The 17,704-nt window shown below is 40.6% G+C and carries 17 protein-coding genes; 5 read left to right on the top strand and 12 right to left on the bottom strand.

The genetic code is table 11. From position 1 onward, the window contains the following. Nucleotides 1–194 precede the first annotated feature (194 nt). Nucleotides 195–1,055, bottom strand: a complete 861-nt coding sequence (locus PSH54_RS02910) for a DUF6279 family lipoprotein (RefSeq protein ID WP_273605446.1) — start codon at nt 1,053–1,055, stop codon at nt 195–197. Nucleotides 1,056–1,652: 597 nt separating this feature from the next. On the opposite strand from PSH54_RS02910, the gene PSH54_RS02905 reads away from it, so the two are divergent. Then, nucleotides 1,653–2,378, top strand: coding sequence for a tetratricopeptide repeat protein (locus PSH54_RS02905; RefSeq protein ID WP_024032214.1), 726 nt, complete (start codon nt 1,653–1,655; stop codon nt 2,376–2,378). Between the two features lie 71 nt (nt 2,379–2,449). Here PSH54_RS02905 and PSH54_RS02900 read toward each other — a convergent pair whose 3' ends face one another. The 9 genes from PSH54_RS02900 to dnaK all read right to left on the bottom strand — a co-directional run bounded on the left by PSH54_RS02900 (nt 2,450) and on the right by dnaK (nt 11,748). Further along, a complete protein-coding gene (locus PSH54_RS02900) occupies nt 2,450–3,868 on the bottom strand; it encodes a coniferyl aldehyde dehydrogenase (RefSeq protein WP_273605445.1) in 1,419 nt (472 codons plus the stop codon). Nucleotides 3,869–4,022: 154 nt separating this feature from the next. Then, nucleotides 4,023–5,747 (bottom strand): ATP-binding protein, encoded by a 1,725-nt coding sequence (locus PSH54_RS02895; protein ID WP_273605444.1) that lies wholly within the window; start codon nt 5,745–5,747, stop codon nt 4,023–4,025. A 171-nt stretch (nt 5,748–5,918) separates the two neighbouring features. Further along, the gene (locus tag PSH54_RS02890) at nt 5,919–6,185 is read right to left on the bottom strand and encodes a CBU_0592 family membrane protein (RefSeq protein ID WP_004588716.1); all 267 of its coding nucleotides are present in this window, start codon (nt 6,183–6,185) and stop codon (nt 5,919–5,921) included. Nucleotides 6,186–6,371: 186 nt separating this feature from the next. Then, a complete protein-coding gene (locus tag PSH54_RS02885; RefSeq protein ID WP_004588717.1) occupies nt 6,372–6,623 on the bottom strand; it encodes a hypothetical protein in 252 nt (83 codons plus the stop codon). Nucleotides 6,624–6,780: 157 nt separating this feature from the next. Continuing rightward, nucleotides 6,781–7,149 carry a response regulator gene (locus PSH54_RS02880; RefSeq protein ID WP_024031358.1) on the bottom strand — a complete coding sequence of 123 codons (369 nt, stop codon included), beginning with the start codon at nt 7,147–7,149 and terminating at the stop codon, nt 6,781–6,783. A 47-nt stretch (nt 7,150–7,196) separates the two neighbouring features. Beyond that, on the bottom strand, nt 7,197–7,601 hold the full coding sequence (locus PSH54_RS02875; protein ID WP_096042912.1) for a DUF1761 domain-containing protein: 405 nt from the start codon (nt 7,599–7,601) through the stop codon (nt 7,197–7,199). Nucleotides 7,602–7,721: 120 nt separating this feature from the next. Continuing rightward, nucleotides 7,722–8,183, bottom strand: a complete 462-nt coding sequence (gene ybaK / locus PSH54_RS02870) for a Cys-tRNA(Pro) deacylase (RefSeq protein WP_248443890.1) — start codon at nt 8,181–8,183, stop codon at nt 7,722–7,724. A 301-nt stretch (nt 8,184–8,484) separates the two neighbouring features. After that, nucleotides 8,485–9,627: a molecular chaperone DnaJ gene (gene dnaJ / locus PSH54_RS02865; protein ID WP_024031901.1), complete on the bottom strand. Its 1,143-nt coding sequence runs from the start codon at nt 9,625–9,627 to the stop codon at nt 8,485–8,487. 201 nt (nt 9,628–9,828) lie between these two features. Next, complete coding sequence (gene dnaK, locus PSH54_RS02860) at nt 9,829–11,748, bottom strand: molecular chaperone DnaK (RefSeq protein WP_024031902.1); 1,920 nt, start codon at nt 11,746–11,748, stop codon at nt 9,829–9,831. Between the two features lie 241 nt (nt 11,749–11,989). Between dnaK and PSH54_RS02855 the strand changes: the two genes are divergently transcribed. Next, the gene (locus tag PSH54_RS02855; RefSeq protein ID WP_273605443.1) at nt 11,990–12,811 is read left to right on the top strand and encodes a thioesterase family protein; all 822 of its coding nucleotides are present in this window, start codon (nt 11,990–11,992) and stop codon (nt 12,809–12,811) included. Nucleotides 12,812–12,835: 24 nt separating this feature from the next. On the opposite strand, the gene PSH54_RS02850 is transcribed toward PSH54_RS02855, so the two are convergent. After that, on the bottom strand, nt 12,836–13,561 hold the full coding sequence (locus tag PSH54_RS02850; RefSeq protein WP_096042910.1) for a substrate-binding periplasmic protein: 726 nt from the start codon (nt 13,559–13,561) through the stop codon (nt 12,836–12,838). Nucleotides 13,562–13,728: 167 nt separating this feature from the next. Between PSH54_RS02850 and PSH54_RS02845 the strand changes: the two genes are divergently transcribed. From PSH54_RS02845 to PSH54_RS02835, 3 genes are read left to right on the top strand one after another with little or no spacing between them, the layout of a single operon-like run. Beyond that, nucleotides 13,729–14,895: a paraquat-inducible protein A gene (locus PSH54_RS02845; RefSeq protein ID WP_248443958.1), complete on the top strand. Its 1,167-nt coding sequence runs from the start codon at nt 13,729–13,731 to the stop codon at nt 14,893–14,895. Next, complete coding sequence (pqiB, locus tag PSH54_RS02840; RefSeq protein ID WP_029771939.1) at nt 14,892–16,547, top strand: intermembrane transport protein PqiB; 1,656 nt, start codon at nt 14,892–14,894, stop codon at nt 16,545–16,547. Before PSH54_RS02845 ends, pqiB begins: the two co-directional genes overlap by 4 nt. Further along, nucleotides 16,547–17,155 (top strand): PqiC family protein, encoded by a 609-nt coding sequence (locus PSH54_RS02835; protein WP_024031907.1) that lies wholly within the window; start codon nt 16,547–16,549, stop codon nt 17,153–17,155. The genes pqiB and PSH54_RS02835 overlap by 1 nt, the downstream gene beginning before the upstream one ends. Here PSH54_RS02835 and PSH54_RS02830 read toward each other — a convergent pair. Continuing rightward, complete coding sequence (locus PSH54_RS02830; RefSeq protein WP_054981849.1) at nt 17,152–17,652, bottom strand: GNAT family N-acetyltransferase; 501 nt, start codon at nt 17,650–17,652, stop codon at nt 17,152–17,154. The genes PSH54_RS02835 and PSH54_RS02830 overlap by 4 nt on opposite strands. Nucleotides 17,653–17,704: the final 52 nt, after the last annotated feature.

Raw genomic sequence — 17,704 nt, 5'->3', positions numbered from 1 at the left:
CTAGGTGCAATTAAATCGCCTTCAAAGGCTTTGCCCTGACTAAAAACCAAACTCCCTGCTGTAAATTCATCCACCGCAGTACGCCTCGCGCTAACTTCCTTAATAAGCGTATAATTTATAAAAAGTTACACATGCTTAATTAGCAAACAATACGTTAGCTTTTTGGCTAATGTCAGCCTTGGCTTAAATAAGCATTAATCTTCAATTAAATCGGTGAGCGTATTAATTAGCTCATCAAACTCATTATTTACACTCTCGCGTTGCTGCTCACTCAATGTGGTATTTAGCTCAATAAGTAGGTTTACATAGAGCGCTAAGTTTGCATCATTACTGGCTAATAGTTCTTCGCTCATATACGCTTCTCGCTGTGTAATTACATAGCTTAATTGTTTTACAAATTCAGCCTCACTGAGCGCTTTATTTAAAAGTACTTGCTGCGCTGCATTTAAACGCGTTTGCTTGTACTGATGCCAAAGCAATGAAGAGTCATAATGAGCATTGTTAGCTTGGGTAATAAGCTGCGTTTGCACAGGGGTTAACTTTCCTAGCCATTGTTTGTAGTAATCGAGCTGTCTTTCTAGGCGCTCGCTTTTGCGCTCCTGCGCTGTTAATTCATTAAACTCTTCGTATTCTTCGTTAATTTGCGTTTGGATATTAGCAATAAGCTCTTCGCGCTGCGCATAAGAAAGCGTAAGCCCTAACTGCGCGAGCGGTATATGCGCATGTTCAAGAATGTTTTGAAAATGAGCTCTGGCCAATACCACTTGCGACTTTAGTTGCTGATAGTCTAACTGCTGATTAAATAACCCTTTTAGATTTAGTATATCTTGCTTGTAGGCGGGTAATTGCGTGGTGCGGTGCCACTGCTGGGTTGTGTTAATAATACTTTTGAGTTGCTTGTTTTGCTGCTTATTTAGGTCAATGTAGTCATCTACCCAAAACGATGAAAGCCACGTTAAGTTATTATAAGTAAACGAAGCCGAACAACTACACAAAAATAGCAGACTGAGCGCAATGGCTACGCGCGAAACTTTTATATTTTTTATTTTAAACATGAAATCCTCAACTAACGCTTTCTCTCAAACTTTCACATAAATACGCAAAGATGTTAATTTACTTTAATTGATAATAATTATTATTTACTGTTGACACTCCGTCAAATCTAAATAATAATTAATCGTATAAACAAAGTGTAACGACCTCAGTGCCCAAGGAAGAAATACAGCATGGATGCTGACATTTTGTTTTAAGCGCGTGACTGCTTAATGGCTATTATTTACTCGACCCAAGTAATAGCATAAAAGTTCATCTCTACTTGCTACATTGCTCATATTAGTGACGGTTAATATGACATTAAAAGCGCAGGCTTTGGCTTGCGCTTTTTTACTGCTTTAAATTTTCTGTAATATCTGTATCTTACGCTTATAAACAGCGCATTATTAGCAATATAATTGCTTATTTAAGCTATAATTACCACAACAGCTTGGCTAAGTGTTAAACGAGCATATAATCACCAAAGCGTTAGTATTTCACTTAACCCCAAGCACTTGCACCATTTTATACGTGGCTATTAAATAGTAAGTACAAAGTGTTGCAATAAAACAGGTTTTTATACATACACATTGCAACTATTACCTATTGGAGACATGGCTATGTCACAGTTTAATTTAAAAGCATTAATACTCACTGGCGTTTTGCTTTCAAGCCCATTTGCACATGCAACTCTTGAAGACGGTATAAGAGCTGCCAACGAAGGCGAGTTTGCGACGGCACTAAAAGAATTTGAATATTTAGCTGATAAAGGCTTTGCCCCTGGTATTTACGAACTAGGTAAACTTTACGAGGGCGGCTATGGGGTTACACGCGATTACTTTAAAGCGGCAGAGCTTTATAAAGAAGGCGTTAAAAAAAATCACGCTGACTCAATGTTTGCGCTAGCGGTTTTATACGATGAAGGCAAAGGCGTAAAGCTTGATAAGCAAATGGCGGTTACGTTATTTGAAAAAGCAGCGAAAAAAAACCTCCCCGCCGCACAATTTAATTTAGGTGTTATGTATGCAAATGGCGAGGGCGTAACGCGCGATTATAAACAAGCCAGAACGTGGTACGAAAAAGCCGCTGCTAATAACTACTCACTGGCGCAATTTAATCTGGCGCTCATGTATTTTGAAGGCCTAGGCATGCCAAAAGACTTAGAGAAGTCGTATGTGTGGAACACCATTGCAGAATACAACGGCAACATGCAAGCAAGCCATAGCCGTAAGCTAGATGAGCGTAAAATGCTACCTAAAGAAATAGAAGAAGCAAAAGAAAAAGCCGACAAAATCTACGAAAAAATACTCGCAGGCACGTACGCCGGTGAAGGTCGCTTATTTTAATTTTCGCCTAGCAAAACCCAAGCGTTTCACAAGGGCAAATGCATCTCGCATTTGCCCTTTTTTATACCCATTTACTTAATATATAAAAATTTAAGCAACTTAATAATAAGGTTGCTCTGTTTGAGTAAAAGCGCGGTACGCGGGTTAAACGTGCTAGACACCAAGGTGTTTTTTGCATGACTAAAGGTTAAAAACCCTTCTTTACCATGATAATGCCCCATTCCTGAATGCCCAACGCCACCAAATGGCACATCGTCTGCTGTCACCTGTACTAAGGCATCGTTTACAGCAACTGTACCGCTTAATGTTTGCTCCATTATGTAATCTTGAGCGTGCTTATCTTGGCCTAAAATATATAGCGCTAAAGGATGATTATGCGCTTTTATGTAGCTAATTGCCTCATCGAGCTTTTCGTAGGTTTTAATAGGCAAAATGGGGCCAAATAACTCATCTTGCATTAACGTCATATCATCGCTAGGCGCGGTAACAATATGCAAACCCATTCTATGTTTTTGTTTGTCTTGCTGGTTTTGATCTAGCGGCTTAATAACTTGCGCACCTAACTGCTGTGCTTGTGTTAAATACCCTTCTAAGCGAGTGTAATGCGCATCGCTAATAATTGACGTTAAGTTTTTGCCTTCAACCCCGTCTTTAAAGTGCTTTTTATAAAGCTCGCACAATTGCTGCACCAGCTGATGCTCAAGGGCCTTAGGTACAAATACATAATCTGGGGCTACACAAATTTGCCCCGCATTAGCCATTTTACCAAACAATAATGTTTGCGCTGCTTTTTTAATATTAGCTTGCTCAGTAATTATCACCGGCGACTTACCACCAAGCTCTAAGGTAACAGGGGTTAAATTTTCGCTGGCCGCTTTCATAACCATCTTGCCCACTGACGTTGAGCCAGTAAACAGCAGATGTGCAAATGGCAGTGCAGAAAACTCACTCGCTACATCGCTTGCCCCTAACACCACTTTACAGTGCGCTTGTAGCTCGTCTGCAAATATTTTTTCTATGACTGCATTAGTATGCGGGGTAAATTCGCTGAGCTTAAGCATAACTCTATTACCCGCAGCAATGGCGGTAATAACAGGCACTAATGCCAATTGTATGGGGTAATTCCATGGTGCAATCACACCAACTACACCAAGTGGCTGGTAAGTCACACTCACTTTTGATGGCCACAAACTTAAGCTAGTTGAGCGCTTACTGGGTTTTGCCCATTTTGGCAATTTTTTAATAATGTGCGCTAAGCCCTGAACCGTTGGTAGAATATCGCCAAGTAACGTATCGAACGCGGTTCTGTAGCCAAAGTCTTTTGATGCTGCATCGATAAGCGCTTGTTCATTACTAACAATGCGTTTGTGCAACGTTTTTAATAATACGATACGCTTATCTATCGGGAGGTACGACTGGGCTAAAAAGCTATTTTGCAGCTCATTAAACGTATCGCTGAGTGACGGTGTGTGTGTGCTATCAGTATCCAATGGTGCTACTCGTGTATCATTTTGCTACGACTATAACGCCGTTCTGATTTTCGAGCAATAACACTAACTATCTAAAAATTACCGTTTTTGTAGGAACAAATAGCCACAATTAATCACTACTCGCTCAATAATTTAGCCCTTAAATTACTTTTATTTAGCTCGTTAGCGGCTCACAAGGCAGCGTAATAATAAATTTAGCGCCGCCTTGCTCGCGGTTCCGTGCGCTTAGCGTGCCATTAAGCGCGCTAATAATTTGCTTAGAAATACACAACCCAAGCCCCAGCCCATCAACCGATTTAGTACTGTAAAAAGGCTCAAAAATAGTCTCTATATCGTGCACTTCTATGCCTGGACCGGTATCTTCAATACACAGTTGCACACTATTATTTAGATAATTGGCACTGATACTCAGCTCGCGAGTAATACACCCCTGCATTGCTTGGCTGGCATTCGATATTAAGTTAACTAACACTTCTTCAAGGGCCGCTTTATCTGCTAACACGTTTAATTGGCTGTCAATTTTAGGCGGTAAAACACTTATATTGTCCTGCTTTAGCTGGTTTTTATTAATCTCAAGTGCCTTGGCTACTGATTCACTTAATGGCACTTCGCTAATAATCGTTTTTGCAGAATCAGAAAAATAATTTAGCTGTGCAACTATCTTATGCACTCTTGCTACTAAGGCTTCAACAAACTGTAAATTTTCGTTTAGGGCTTCAAACTTTCCTTTAGCTAGCAAGCGTTTAGCACTGGCTAAGTAAGTATTAATGGTATTAAGCGGGTGGTTAATTTCGTGGTTAAAGCCCATACTAAGCTGGCCAATTGTTGCAAGCTTAGTTGATTGTACAAGCGCATCTTGCTGTGCTTTAAAAGCATTAGTACGAGCACTAATTTCCTGACTGACACTGTGATGGGAATAAACCAGCTTTTTAACGCCAACAAAGCGCCTTAAAACAACATACCCTAGGGCAATAATAAGCGCATAAATTACCACAAAGCCAAATAACGCCGGTAATTGGGCAATATTAGCATTAGATACATTTACTAATACGGTAACCGATGCGTTCAAAAAACGTAACTTTTGCTCTACCGATAAATAGTTATGCTCATCAATTGTGATAAACAGTAACCTTTGTGATGTGTAATTTGAATGGGCAATCAATTTAGGTTGATAATCTAAATACGCTCGACGCTGAGCGATGTCTCGCCGATGAGTAATATCGAGTGTAGAAAACGTATTCAGGCGCCAATTTTCCATATCTGAAATAGCAATCACGCTATCTTCTAGCTGCACATAAAAGTGGCTGCCCTTAGCGGTATTTAAAAGCTCACGGTCACTTTCAAATTTGTTCACATTAACTTTTAAAACAACAACCCCTACCGCTTGATTATTGTTATAAATGGCTTGTGAAAAATAGATGCCACGCTCTTTTGTACGCATACCTACGGCAAAATACGCTACTTTTTCACCTGCAAATGCACGCTTAAAATACGGTCTAAACGACAGAACGCTGCCTAAAAAGTTATGATCTGCCTGCCAGTTACTGCTTGCAATCACAGCGCCTTGTTCATCAAGAATATAAATATCTGAGGCACCACTGGCTTGTTGTATATCAGCTAAGTAGTTATTAATCTTTTTTTCGTTATTTTGCGCCGCACCTAAAAAATCAATAACCTCATTGTTATAGGTAAGAAGCTGAGGAATTTTTGAAAAACGCGCAAGCTCAGCATCAATATAATGCTTTAACTGAGTTGCTTGCTGGGCTGCTTTTTGCTCGGCCTGATTATAATAATGAGTTCGGCCATAGCAAAACACGACCGACAATAGCACTATCAGTACAACAAAAGATAAAAGAAGTTTTTTAGAAAAGGAGAACATGCCCTAGCTCACAACAAAATAGCTATAAAATTTAAGGGCGCTAGTTTAACGGGTTATGGGCGCTAACAACAGAAACTTTGTGTTAACAAATACAATAAATCTTAATTTATTTATAAACTGCTGCAAGTCTGTACTGACTCGCAACAGTAAACATCATTAGCGGTACTAAAATTAAGAGTTAGTGGCTAATTGAGGCTTATTTTTAGCGTACTTGTATAAGCCGATCAGTGAAGCTGCAATCCAGAAAATCTCAATTACAAAGCTTGCAAGGTTAAAGTTGTAACACAAACTTATTAACAGCAAAATTGCCCCTGTTAAATTCATTATGTTGTACAATAACCCCGTTGGGGATGCTTTATTAAGTTGTAATAAAAAGAATGCACCAACAACTAAGAAAGTACCCGCCATACCTACAATATCAAATAACAGTGCTATCACACGTTTATCCTTTGCTTAAAAAACCCAACTAACTGGCCCTATCCTTGGGGAGGGTGTTTTTCAATCATTGAAACAGCAAAACCGGGCGAGTATATCAGGCTTGTTTATTGGTACAAGGTCAATTGTCCGCCTTACTAATCATCAAATCTAAGCTTTTGTAGTTATTACATTTTTAAACGTATTGGGTTATTTAAAGGTAACCTTACCGCCAATTATTTTATAAGCTGGCGTACCGCGTATGATTGCTGGGCGCGCAAATGGGCGCTCGCATTGGGGGCAAATACACGGTGTAGTTGTGTAATCTTGGGTTATTCGCTCTATAAAACACTTTACTAAAGCGCCTTTGCCGCCTTTTCTATATTTAAACAGCGCCGCTTTGCAAGCAGAGCAAAAAATATCGACTGTTTTAGTCGGCCCTTTTTTATTTGGCTTAGCCATACACTCCTTAACATATCTACGTAGATACAAAGCAGGCATTTTAGCAGTTAATAAATAAAAACGTTACAGAAGCTAGGCAAACTGCCTAATAAGCGGTGAAGAAAAACGCAGGGGATTAAATAATAGGTACGATATAAAACGCCATAAAAGCGTTTCGCTAATCTCTAAAAAACAGGCGGTTTAATTGCGCTGATAACACATTCATATTAAATGGTTTAATAATAAACCCCGACACTTTTGCTTTGATAACTTGTTTTACTGTATCAGCGTTATCTTCGCACGTGACCATAATAACAGGTAAATCGACTAAGGCTTGGTCGTGGCGTATGTTATCGAGCAAGTTTACACCGTCTACTTTAGGCATGTGTAGGTCGGTTATTACTAAATCAAATTTTTGCTGACGCAGTATTTTTAATGCCTGTTGGCCGTCAGTTGCCTCTACAACATTTTTGTAATCAAGCTGCCTTAACATATTAATTAATACGTGGCGCATAAGTGGCATATCATCAACGACTAATATTTTCATAATTATCTTTATTGTAGCGCTTAAAAGTGGCGCCTTATTTAGCTTGCTTAGGGCCATACACCTATAATAAAACCCATTAATGTAAATTGTAATGTGTAATACCCTGCATTAATTATAAATAACTTGATTGGCCGCTGCTCATAAATGTAACTGAGCCCCAGCGAGCTACCTACCCAAAACAAACCGATGGCAAAACCTGTAAAGGCGCCCTCTCCCATTCCGGCCTCTTTACCTAAAAATAATGAAAGCACCACCGCTGACAAAAGTGCAAGTACCATACTGCCGCCAAAAATTAACGCCGGTTTTGCTGTTTGTAAATCAAGCTCCGTAAGGCCTGTACACTCTAACCAAGCATTTTTAAAAAAAGCGTTTGAATACCAAATACCGCCAAGCATAAAAGAGGAAAGCGCCGCCACAAGCACGGCAAAAAAATTAACATCAGAAAAATTCATACATACTGCCATAATGCATAGTGTACAAGGGTATTTTGACTGTAGTTAAAAATACCCTAAGCAGCAAATTATCGCCTTTAAAATTTGCGGTTTAGGGCGTGTTGGTTTTTGTGGAGGTTTTTAAAAATCGCCATAGGTGGCACGCGTTTGTGCCTTTAAATCGGTTGGCGAAAGCGCTACCTCAAGCCCTCGCTTACCTGCACTTACATACACTGTTTTAAAGGCCATAGCGCTTGAATGAATAAAAGTGGTTAGGCGCTTTTTTTGCCCAAGCGGGCTAACCCCTCCCAAGATATACCCTGTAGCGGCTTGTACCTTTGGCGCGCTTGCCATTGCGACCTTTTTAGCGTGACTGAGTTTGGCCAATTGCTTTAAATTTACTTGCTGGGATACCGGTGTAATGGCAACAATTAACTGCCCTTCATTGGTTTCAAGCACGAGGGTTTTAAATACCTGCTCACTGTTAAGGTTTAATTTTTCAACGGCTTCTTGGCCATAACGCGTTGTATTAGCATCGTGTTGATAACTGAGTACATCGTGAGGCACATTTTGTTTTTTCAGTAATTCTATTGCCGGGGTCATACAATTTAGCCACATTATTTTAAGCGCATTATTAATCTACAATAAGGGTTAATCATTTTGAAGAGTAACTTAATAGCAGATACGTAAAAAGCCTTTTATTGACGAGGGTATAGGTACAAAGGGTAAAGCAATATGGGTCAATTGCCTAAGGCAACAAAATAGCTCAGTGAATTAATCGATTGAGTATACGCACTTTATAATATTGCTAAGTCGTGCCCAGTAAAATGGTTAAATCACATGAATTTGAGCCAAAAAAAACGGTGCATCAAGCACCGTTTTTTTTAGTTTTTACGATAACTAATTACTTAGTTAAATCGTCAAAAAACTTTTTAACGCCGTCAAAAAAGCCTTGCTCTTTAGGACGGTTTTTTGAGCTATCTTTGCCCATGCTCTCGTCTAACTCTTTAAGTAGCTCGCGTTGACGCTCGTTTAAGTTAACTGGCGTTTCAATCACTACTTTACAAATTAAGTCACCTTGAGCACCACTACGAACCGATTTAACACCTTTGCCACGCATACGGAACATTTTGCCCGTTTGTGTTTCAGACGGTATTTTAAGTTTTGCACGGCCATCAAGCGTAGGCACTTCAATTTCGCCACCTAAACCTGCGGTAGTAAAGCTAATTGGCACTTCGCAGTACAAGTTATTCGCATCACGTACAAAAATTGGGTGTTCGCGTACAGATACTTGCACATATAAATCGCCAGCTGGCGCTCCGTGCATACCCGCTTCGCCTTCACCGGTTAAACGAATACGATCGCCTGTATCTACGCCTGCTGGGATTTTAACTGACAACGTTTTCGTTTTCTCAACACGCCCTTGTCCGTGACACTTATCACATGGGTCTGAAATAATCTGACCTTGTCCCTGACACGTAGGACACGTTTGTTGAACAGCAAAGAAACCTTGGCGCATTTGTACTTGGCCAGCTCCATGACACGTAGTACATGTTTTAGGCTTAGAGCCCGCTTTTGCACCACTGCCATCACATGGCTTACAGCTAACCCACGTAGGTACTTTTATTTCTACTTCTTTACCACGGACCGCTTCTTCTAGGCTTAGGTCCATGTTGTAACGTAAATCTGATCCACGTTGTTGACGCGATTGACGACGGCCACCACCGCCACCAAAAATGTCACCGAACACATCACCAAAAATATCACCAAAATCGCCTTGACCACCACCGCCAAAGCCACCGTGACCGCCGCCACCGCCTTGTTCAAAGGCAGCATGGCCGTATTGGTCATACATTTGACGTTTTTGATCGTCGGTTAAAATCTCGTAAGCTTCTTTTACTTCTTTAAATTTAGTTTCGAGATCTTTATCACCGGCGGTACGATCTGGGTGATATTTCATCGCTAAGCGTTTATACGCTTTTTTTATGTCTCTCTCGCTTGCATCTTTGCTTACGCCGAGAACTTCGTAATAATCGCGTTTTGACATATCTATCACACTACTCTTTTCTATTTGCAGCTAGGCTGCGGGATAAACCGATAAATCACATCGATTTATCATGAAAATTTTAAACCTTAAATACATACAAAAGGCGCGACAAGCTGTAGCCTGCGCGCCTCAAAAGTTCATCCTACCCTAAAAACTTGAGCAAATCATGTTGTTTAGGCTAGTTAGAAGCTTAGCTGACAATTACTTGTCGTCTTTTACTTCTTCAAACTCAGCATCAACTACATCGTCGTCTTGCTTAGCAGACTGTTGTGGTTGCTCGCCTGCATCTGCGCCACCTTGTTGCGCTTTAGCTTGAGCGATTTCCATTAGCTTTTGAGACTTTTCAGCAAGTGCTTGCGTTTTAGCTTCAATTTCTGCTTTGTCATCGCTCTTAATAGCTGCTTCAAGGTCAACAACAGCTGCTTCAATTGCATCTTTGTCTTCGCTTGGTAGTGCATCGCCAGCTTCTTCAATTTGCTTGCGAGTGCCGTGTACCATTGCATCAGCTTGGTTACGAGTTGCTACTAGCTCTTCAAACTTTTTATCTTCTTCCGCGTTAGCTTCTGCATCACGAACCATTTTTTCTACTTCTTCATCGCTTAAGCCTGAAGACGCTTGAATCGTGATTTTTTGCTCTTTACCTGTATCTTTATCTTTCGCTGATACATGTAAGATACCATCCGCATCTACATCGAAAGTTACTTCGATTTGTGGAGTACCACGTTGTGCTGGACGAATACCTTCTAGGTTAAATTGACCTAGAGATTTGTTGTCGCTAGCACGCTTGCGCTCACCTTGTAGTACGTGAATCGTAACGGCAGATTGGTTATCTTCTGCTGTAGAGAACGTTTGCGATTTCTTAGTAGGAATCGTTGTATTTTTCTCAATTAGCGCGGTCATTACTGAGCCCATTGTCTCAATACCTAGCGATAATGGAGACACGTCTAGTAATAGTACGTCTTTAACGTCACCTGCTAATACACCACCTTGAATTGCCGCGCCTACTGCTACAGCTTCATCAGGGTTAACATCTTTACGTGGCTCTTTACCAAAGAACTCAGCAACTGTTTTTTGTACTAGTGGCATACGTGTTTGACCACCTACTAAAATGATATCGTTAATATCATTTACAGATAAATCAGCATCCGCTAGAGCACGTTTAAGTGGCTCAATTGACTTAGTTACTAAGTCTTCAACTAATGACTCAAGTTTAGCACGCGTTAGTTTAACGTTCATGTGCTTAGGACCTGATGCATCGGCAGTTACGTACGGAAGGTTAACTTCTGTAGATTGTGCAGATGATAGTTCGATTTTCGCTTTTTCAGCTGCTTCTTTAACACGTTGCATAGCAAGCGGATCGTTTTGTAAATCGATACCTTGGTCTTTCTTGAATTCAGCTACTAAGTAGTTGATTACGCGGTTATCGAAATCTTCACCACCTAAGTGAGTGTCACCGTTTGTAGCAAGTACTTCAAATGTGTGCTCGCCTTCAACTTCATCAATTTCAATGATTGATAAATCGAAAGTACCACCACCTAAGTCGTATACTGCAACAACATTTTCACCTTTGTTTTTGTCCATGCCGTAAGCAAGGGCAGCAGCTGTTGGCTCATTGATGATACGTTTAACTTCAAGACCCGCAATACGACCAGCATCTTTTGTTGCTTGACGTTGTGAATCGTTAAAGTATGCAGGTACTGTGATTACAGCTTCAGTTACTTCTTCACCTAAGAAGTCTTCTGCTGTTTTCTTCATTTTTTTAAGTACTTCTGCAGAAATTTGTGGTGCAGCGCGTTTTTCACCGCCCGCTTCAACCCATGCATCGCCGTTATCAGCTTTGATGATTTTGAACGGCATAATACCGATATCGCGTTGTACTTCTTCGTCTTCAAAACGACGACCAATTAAACGCTTAATTGCAAATAACGTGTTAGTTGGGTTAGTAACCGCTTGACGCTTAGCAGGTTGACCTACTAGAGTCTCACCGTCTTGCGTGTAAGCAATAATAGACGGGGTTGTGCGATCGCCTTCCGCATTTTCAATAACACGTGCTTTATCACCATCAAGTACTGCAACACAAGAGTTTGTAGTACCTAAATCGATTCCAATAATTTTACCCATGAATCTTCTCCAACTTCAAATTCGTTAATACGTTCGATGACTAGTAAATAGGGATGCCACAAAGTTAATTCAACTGTAAAAATGAAAAAAAATTCATTTTTTGTAATTTATTTAACAAAAAACCTTAATAAAAGTAGGGTTTGATGTTTTTTACGCCAAATACACCTATTCAACACAACTAGTCTGACCAGTTGTTATGTGCTATATATGTCTGATAATGATAATTTCAAGGATATTAACGATGCATTTTGATGACTTATTAAAACAAGCCTCTGCTATTTCAAGCTCTTCTTCGGCTTCGCTTGCCAATAACAACAATACAATGGAGTTTCCTGCTAATTGGTGCCAAGGTAGAACCGCTTTTGGTGGCCTTTCTGCTGCACTACTTTATCAAGCAATCAGAAAACACATTGACCCAAGTAGACGATTACTGTCTTTGAGCACTAATTTTGTTGGGCCGTTGCTTGCCGACACGCCTTTTTCATTGTCAGTTGAAATTTTACGCCAAGGTAAAAGCAGTACTCAGGTATTAGCTAAAGTGATTCAGAGTGAACAAGTGTGCGTTATTGTCCAAGCGTGTTTTGCTATTGATAGGCAATCGGGTGTTAATGTACCGGTTAGTAAAGAAATGGGATTAAAGCCTGTGGATGCACGTCATACATTGCCGTTTATTGAAGGGCAAATGCCTGAGTTTTTTCAGCATGTTGATTTATGTCCGCAACAAGGCGCTATGCCTTTTAGCGCTGCAGAGACCTCGCATTTAGGCGGCTGGATGCGCTTTAAACATACCCCAGAGGCAATTACCGAAGCACATATAATAGCCCTTACCGATGCATGGCCTCCTACATTATTACAAATGTTTAAACAGCCGGCTCCAGCAAGTAGCATGTCGTGGTATTTAGAATTCGTGCAAGAGCCAACGCTTACACCCGGTGAATGGTTAGGCTTTGAAGCAATTACACATCATGCTAAAGGGGGTTATGGCTTAGAAGATGGCTGTATTTGGTCGCAATCGGGGGAGCTAATTGCTTTGACACGTCAAACCGTTGCTTTGTTTGATTAAGTACCGCTTAGCTTACTAATGAGCTTAGTGGTAACCACTCATTATTTGTTGATATTTTCCCTTTGCTTTTATAGTTAGCAGGCCTTTATCAAATGTTTTTTGCAGCACTGCGTTGTTAAAATAAGCAGGGCGTGGGGCTTTTGGAAAAATTGGGTGAATATTAACGGGTAATGAGTGCGTATAGTCATTGTTATAGTAATGAAATATGCGCTCATCGAGGATAATTACATCCACCCAGTCTTTCATTAGCCTATCGACTTGCGCACGCTGATTGACTACTTCTTCATAACTTGCAAACTGAGCAACCCCTTTTGCAAATGGGGGCGGTAAATAAGCTGTCGCATGTTGAAATCCTAATACACTTTTATTGTTTAGCTCTTTTATAGTCTCAATAGTAAAGTTGCGCTTTTTAAGTGATACCGCCACATTTTTATAACTCAATACTGGCTGACTAGGGTAAATACCTGCGCCGCGCTTTCCTGCGTAATTAAGCAGTATATCCACATTACCGCTATGCAGTTGCTGCTCAGCGCGCTTGTTAGACATGTAAATAACCACAATATTATCTAAGCCTTGCTCAATAAGTGCCGCTTTAATTATATTAAGTTGTATACCCGTATCTGTTTTTTCTATTACATAGGGAGGAATAGTCGCACTGGCAGCAATCACAATTGGCTGTTTTTGCCAAGCGGCAGACACTGGCGGGCTTATAAAAAAACAGCTAATAAAGCACAGTAATAACAGCCTCACATCTATCCTTAACATATTGTTATTGCGCTTAATGATGAATCGCGTTGTATTAATAACTTAAATATAGCAAAATTGCGTAAACATTCTTCTTTGATGGTTATAACTTGCAAACAATTTGCCCGTGCTGCGACCTAATAATTGATATACCCGCAATAGCCGATAAGCAAATGGCAGTGTGCCCGCATTGTCACCATAAGTTGTGCGAAGGCGATGTAAACAACGACAGTAAAGTGGTTGCGCTAAGTATTGGCTCATTACTAATGCTATTAAGCAGCATGTTTTACCCGTTTATTTCTTTTAGTAGCAGCGGCATAACGCAAACCATCACCCTGCCCGATGCTGCCCGAATTTTATTTAATTACGACAGTGAGTTACTTGGCTTATTTATTGATTTAAGCATTATTGCGCTGCCAATGAGCTTACTTATCATCCTTATTCCTATGCATCTTGGGCTTTTGCAATCCTTGCCTGAGGCCATCGCTAGGCGATTGCTCAAGTTTACCTTGGCCCTTGAGCCGTGGATCATGTCTGAAATATTTTTAATTGGCGTGTTAGTAAGCATGGTTAAAATTATGTCGCTTGCCGACATTAGTTTTGGCACCAGCTTTTGGGCATATATTGGCTTTGTTATTATGTATATTGCGGCGCTTGCCCATTTAAATAAGCCGCGCTTATGGGCACATATTAAACCAGCAACAACACTTGAAGACGCAGCACATGCCAAGCGCGCTATTGATCAAAACATTAAAGCTTGCCACGTATGCCATCAACTGTGTAAAAGTAGTGTTTGCCCGCGTTGTCACACTCAAACCCATGTAAGAAACCCCAACAGTGTTCAAAAAGCAACGGCTTGGTTAGTGACCTCTGTGCTGTGTTACATACCTGCAAATCTATTACCAATAATGCACACCACCAGCCTGGGTGATGTGTCACCGTCAACCTTAATTGGCGGCGTACTAACACTTTGGAAAAGTGGTTCCTACCCCATTGCTGCCATTATATTTTTGGCCAGCGTAGTGGTGCCACTGGCCAAAGCCTTTGTGCTTAGCTTTTTATGCATTATGGTGGCAAAACCTGCTAACAAGCACACAAAAGGCTATACTAAAATTTATCAACTTACTGAATTTATTGGCAAATGGTCAATGATCGATGTATTTGTTGTTGCTATACTCGTTGCCTTAGTGCAACTAGGCAACTTAATGTCAATTACCCCAGGGCTAGGCATTGTATTTTTTACTGTTATGGTAATATGCCAAATGATGGCTGCACATGCGTTTGATCCGCGCTTGTTGTGGGATACACCAAAAAACAAACATTCAGAGAATAAAGCATGACCGAAACGGCTAATGTAACAACAAAACCAAAAATTTCTGCTATTTGGATTATTCCACTGATAGCCTTATTAGTTGGTATATGGATGTTGTATCAATACCAAGCAAATGTAGGCCCTACTATTTATATAAAAATGCCCCACGCAGAGGGCATTATTGCAGGTAAAACAGAAATAAAAGTGCGCAGTGTTAAAATTGGTCAAATTGATGCTATACGCCTTTCTGACTCTCAAGATAGCGTTATTGCCCGCGCACAAATAGACAAAAACTATAATGAGCTCCTCACCGACGATGCCAAAATTTGGGTTGTTAAACCCCGTATAGACGAAACGGGCATTAGTGGTATGAGTACGCTTTTGTCGGGTGTTTATTTAGAGTTTTCACCGGGGGAGAGTAAAAAACTAAAAGAGCGTTTTGTATTACAAGATGAGCCAGCCCTTATTGGTAAAGATGTAAAAGGTGGGCGTTTTCAGTTACTCAGCTACAACGCTGAAGTACTGGAGGTAAGCACTGGGATATTTTTTAAAAACTATAAAATAGGCCAAATAGAAACCGCTACTTTTGACTGGAAAAACCAAGCAATGAAGTACGGTATTTTTATTAACGAACCGTATCAAAACCTCATAACATTAAACTCTATATTTTGGGTTAATGCCGGCATTGAAATAGATTTGTCGGCCGATGGTATTAATATAAGTACCGGCTCATTAAGTAAACTCCTCAAAGGCGGTATTTCGGTTGGCTTACCAGAGCAACAAGCCCCAGGCGACTTAGCCCAAGACGGCCACAATTTTTCGCTAAGCCAAAGCTACAAAGAAGCACTAGAAGAGCGTTTTTACGACTTTGATTACTACATTATTGATTTTGAACAATCTATACGTGGCCTAAGACCCGGCGCGCCTGTGGAATATCGCGGCACCCGAATTGGTACCGTGGTAGAAGCCCCCGCTAACGTTATTGTTAATGGTAAACCTGCTCATTTTAAAAACCATAATACGGCGGTGCCGGTACTGATTAAAATTGAGTATGGCCGTTTATATCACGATAGCGCAGCGGCCAAAGAGTTTTGGCAAAGCAGCCTAACCGGCTGGATAAAAAATGGTATGCGTGCTTCTTTAAAACCCGGCAACCTTTTAACTGGCGCAGTGTATGTAGATTTTGATATATACCCCGACGCACCAAAAGCGCATTTAGCAAAGCTTGCCCAGTATGATGTATTTCCGAGTATATCTAGCGGCATTACGGTGCTTGCCGATCAGGTCTCGGATGTGCTTAACAAGGTAAACGATTTAAAAATTGAAGACAGCCTAGCGCAAATGCAGGCTACATTTAGCGACTACCAAGCGCTTGCTAACGAAATGCGTGCGTTATTAAGCCAAAAAGATACCCAAAACTTACCCGGCGACTTTAACCGTAACTTTGATAAAATGACCAAAAGTATGGAGCAGTTTGAAGTGACCATGCGTCAATTTGATAAAACCATGGCAAGTTATCAGGCCGGCTCTGAGTTTCATCATCAATTACAGCAAACCTTGCTTGAATTTAAACGCTTAAGTGAAGAAATTCAGCCGCTTACACGGGGTTTAAACGAACAACCTAATATGTTTATTTTTGACAAAGCACTCCCTGCTGATCCACAACCAAGGAAGCAATAATGAAACACTTATTTTTAGCCATAACCGTGTTAATTACCCTTGCAGGGTGCAGTGCGTCAATTCAAACCGCAACGCAGTATTATCAGTTTGAACAACCCATTGCTTCATCATCACGCCATGTAAAAGAAACTGATGCCCAATTAAGAGTGCAAACCGTGGCCCTTAGAGGCGCTTTAAATAATTTGGGCATAGCAATGAAAATTGATAGCAACCAAATTCATGCGGCAAATTACAACCTATGGGGTGAATCGCCCGATGTGATGCTCACCGCTACAGCGCAACAAACCCTTTTTAATGCAATGCCTAATTGGATGGTTATTAAGGGCTTACCGGTAATTACCGAGCTTGATCAGCAAACGTTTTACGAGCTTGAATATGAAGTGCACCACTTTAATGGTGATATGCAAGGCAACGCTGATATTTCTGGCCTGTGGCGCTTATATTACACCCACCCAGAAACCGGCCGCCGCCTAATTAGTGTGCATAATTTTTCGCATGTAGTTCCAATAGAAGATGACGGTTACGATGGCTTAGTGGCTACTCTTGAGCAAACTTGGCAAAACATAAACCTAAGCGTAGCAAAAGCCATAGAGCAAGCGCGACTTTAGTAACCATATATAATTACGGCGGTTTTATCATTATTAATAACCGCCTTGCCTACCCTATTAAAACCTAACTTTAATAATACACACTGAGATGCGGTGTTATTGGCTGCGCAGATAGCACTGACCTGCTTTATCCCAAGTGTGTGCCTATTTTGTAATAGCGCTTTGGCCGCTTCAAAGATATAACCGTTTTTCTCATAACGGGTTAACAAGGCAAAACCTAAATCTGGCAGTTGCAGTACGTCGCGTTTATAAAAACCCACAACTCCTACTACTTCACCATTGTGTAAAGTAATAATATAAGGGCCAAACCCTTGGTGTTTATGGGCTGCCCTAAACGATTGCTCAATGTAGCGCTTGGCATCGCTGTGCGTATAAATGGCTTTATCGCCAATATATTTTATAAAATTTGGCTGATTCACCAAAGTAAGTAACATGGCTGCATCGTGCTCATTTGCATAGCGCAATAATAAACGTTGGGTTTTAAATACGGCCTCCACATTATCTCCTATAAAAAGTTATTTTGTACGTAAATTTTTATTGACTGAAATA

The organism is Pseudoalteromonas sp. Angola-30, from assembly GCF_028599215.1.
GTDB classification, from domain to species: domain Bacteria; phylum Pseudomonadota; class Gammaproteobacteria; order Enterobacterales; family Alteromonadaceae; genus Pseudoalteromonas; species Pseudoalteromonas atlantica.
Note: the sequence above shows the minus strand (reverse complement) of the source record. Positions and strands in the feature narration are given on the sequence as shown.